3 protein-coding genes are annotated in these 2,830 nt (G+C 69.3%); 1 reads left to right on the top strand and 2 read right to left on the bottom strand.

The window, feature by feature from the left end:
• Nucleotides 1–681: antibiotic biosynthesis monooxygenase family protein (locus ACFWGD_RS13115; RefSeq protein ID WP_377779128.1), on the bottom strand; the 681-nt coding region annotated here is incomplete at its 3' end.
• A gap of 64 nt (nt 682–745) precedes the next feature.
• Complete coding sequence (locus ACFWGD_RS13110) at nt 746–2,215, bottom strand: FAD-dependent monooxygenase (protein WP_377779127.1); 1,470 nt, start codon at nt 2,213–2,215, stop codon at nt 746–748.
• 144 nt (nt 2,216–2,359) lie between these two features.
• On the opposite strand from ACFWGD_RS13110, the gene ACFWGD_RS13105 reads away from it, so the two are divergent.
• The gene (locus ACFWGD_RS13105) at nt 2,360–2,809 is read left to right on the top strand and encodes a nuclear transport factor 2 family protein (protein ID WP_377779126.1); all 450 of its coding nucleotides are present in this window, start codon (nt 2,360–2,362) and stop codon (nt 2,807–2,809) included.
• The last annotated feature ends 21 nt before the right edge of the window (nt 2,810–2,830 follow it).

The following is a 2,830-nucleotide window of genomic DNA, read 5'->3' as shown; positions in this document are numbered from 1 at the left end:
GGTGTGGACGACGCGGTAGGTGTTGATGTCCGGGATCCCGGCGACGACCGCGCGGCAGCGGCCCTCGGCGGCCACCCGGCTGGCCGGCTTCTGGTCCTGCGGCACGGCCTTGTAGGCGTCGTACGCCTCCTTGCTCTCCCACTGGGAGTAGGAGACGACGAAGGAGCCCTCGAGACCACGGGCGCGCAGGCCGCGCAGCACCACGTGCGAGCGGAAGCCCGGGGTCTCCAGGAAGAAGCCCTGGCCGGGGCCGAGGGCGTCGATCAGCTCCTCCTGGTTCTCCTTCAGGACGGGGAACACCGCGATGGCGGTGTAGTCGTCACGGTGCGGGCCGATCTCGATGGAGCCGCCCAGCGACGGGTGCTCCTGGGTGAAGGCCACCTCGTTCTGCAGGAGCTTGATCGAGGTGGTGATCTCACCGAAGACCGGGAGGGTGCGGTGGTTGAACTCGTCGCCCTTGTAGCGCTCCTCCAGGTCCTCGCCGCTGCGCCACTGGATGAAGTTGGCGGTGCCCGGCGAGTCGACGCCCGCGTGGACGGTGCTGGACATCCAGCCCTCGTAGGTGGCGGCGTCGACGATCTTCCGCATCTCCTGGACGAGCTTGTCCTGGTTCTCCGGAACATCCGTGGTGAACAGGTTGAGGACGGTGAGGTGCTTGTCCTCGGTGGAGATCTTGGGCATGTCTCTTCGCTTCCTCAAGGGGGAACAGGTGAACAGGACAGATGGCTTACGGGGCGGCGCAGCCTCAGGCGGGCTCGCCGAACCAGCGGGTGAGCGCCTGGGTGAGGCCCTCGGTGGGCGCGCCGGGCGGCGGGGCCCAGGCGACGTAGCCGTCCGGGCGGATCAGCAGGCCGTCCAGCGGCGCGTCACAGTCGAAGTTCGCGACGGTGAGCGTGTCGACGCGGTCGGACCAGCCCTCCGCGGCCTGGCGCAGCGCGGCGTTGTCGTGCAGGTCCAGCAGCACGCCGCGGCCGCCGTGCAGGAGTTCGAGGCTGCTCTTCTTGGCGCCGCCGACCACGACCTCGCGGTCCGGCAGGCGCCGGCCGAGCAGCGGGTGCTCGCCCTCGCCGACGTCGTGGCGGATGTCCAGCCCGGTCACCATGCCGATGAGGTGGCGCTGCACCGCGGGGAAGTCCACCAGTTCGGCGAAGACCTCCAGCATCGGGGTGATCTCGTCGCCGCCGAGGTAGAGGATGCGCTGGGCCAGCGTGTTGGTCAGGATCCGGGCCGCGACGGGCCGGCGCTCGCTCTCGTACGAGTCGAGCAGCCCCTCGGGGGCCCGGCCCTGGATGTCCAGGGCGAGCTTCCAGCCGAGGTTGACCGCGTCCTGCACGCCCGAGCTCATGCCCTGCGCGCCGATCGGCAGGTGGATGTGGGCCGCGTCGCCCGCGAGGAAGACGCGTCCGCGCCGGTACTCGGCGGCCTGACGGCTGGTGTCGGTGGTCGAGCTGACCCACAGCGGCGTCCCGCCGCTGATGTCCTCGCCGGTCAGCCGCAAGAACGCCTCGGCGACCTCGTCGAAGGTGATCGGCTCGCTGCTCGTGCGCAGCGGCTCCGAGCGGTCGAAGTAGATGACGCGGCTGCGGTCGGGACCGATCGGCAGGACCATCACCATGCCGCCGGGCACCCGCTCACCGCTGAACCGGGGGCGCAGCGGCACGCCGGCCACGTCGGCGAAGCGCAGCTCGATGGCCGCGTCGGTGCCCTCGAAGGCGATCCCGGCCAGGCGCCGCACCGCACTGCGGCTGCCGTCGCAGCCCACCACGTAGCGGGCGCGCAGCGTGCCCGGGCCCTCGGGAGTGGTGACCTGGAGGGTCACCCCGTCCTCGTCGTTCTCCAGACCGGTGACCTCGACACCGCGGCGCACCTGGGCGCCCTTTTCCGCCGCCCAGCCTGCCAGCATTCCCTCGGTGCGGGACTGGGGTATTCCTCGAGCCCCGTACGAGCCTCCCTCGAGCAAGCGATAATCGATGGGGACTCCACCGAAATGCCCGAAGGGAATGACATCGACCTCACCCAGGCGGGAAAGAAGTCCACGCTGGTCGAATTCCTCGATGGTCCGCGCCGAGAATCCGAGGGCGCGAGACTGCTTCATCGGCTCCGCGAGCCGTTCGACGACGGTGGCAGAGACTCCATGCAGACCCAGCTCACCTGCGAGCATGAGTCCGGTGGGGCCGGCTCCAACGATGATTACGTCCGCGTCAAAGGTGTCCATCTGCCCTCTTCCGACTGGTGTTTTCCCAGTATTGCGAGGGGCTACCGGGACAGTAAATAGCCGCTAGTACAGGTTTTCCACAAGAACGTCATATCCTTTACAGGAAGGGTTGGCCGCCAGCCTGATTCGCGCACATCCTCAGGCATGACATCAAGCCAATCGACCGCCGAAGTCGCCGCGCTCCTCGACGCATATCTGATATCACTCGACGACGAAATACTCGACGCGGGATGGGCCAAGGGGCTGTTCACCGACGACGCGGTGATCGAATTCCCGAACGCCCGGCACCAGGGCGCCGACGGCCTCCCCGCCTTCCACCAGAAGTCCCTCGACGCCTTCGCGCGCCACCAGCACCTCGGCTCACCGGCCGTGGTCGCCCTCGAGGGGGAGGACCGGGCGACACTGCGGGCCAACGTCATCGCCACCCACGTCCACCACCTGCCGGCCACAGCCCCCGAGGGCACCCCCGCACCCCGCTTCGCGGCCGGCACGTTCGTCAACGGCGCGGCGCGCCGCACCCCCGAGGGCTGGCGGCTGAGCTCGCTGTCGTTCCGGGTCGTGTGGACCGAGGGCAACCCGCCCGGGGCGAACTGACCCGACCACGACGTGTGCGGT

It is taken from the genome of Corynebacterium sp. NPDC060344 (genome assembly GCF_042725215.1).
GTDB lineage: Bacteria > Actinomycetota > Actinomycetes > Mycobacteriales > Mycobacteriaceae > Corynebacterium.
The sequence above is the reverse complement of the archived record's forward strand: the minus strand, read 5'-3'. Positions and strand labels throughout refer to the sequence as shown.

Bases quoted from the DNA above. Each gene is read 5' to 3' on its own strand.
- ACFWGD_RS13105 (WP_377779126.1), top strand. From the start codon at position 2,360: ATGACATCAAGCCAATCGACCGCCGAAGTCGCCGCGCTCCTCGACGCA.
- ACFWGD_RS13110 (WP_377779127.1), bottom strand. From the start codon at position 2,215: ATGGACACCTTTGACGCGGACGTAATCATCGTTGGAGCCGGCCCCACC.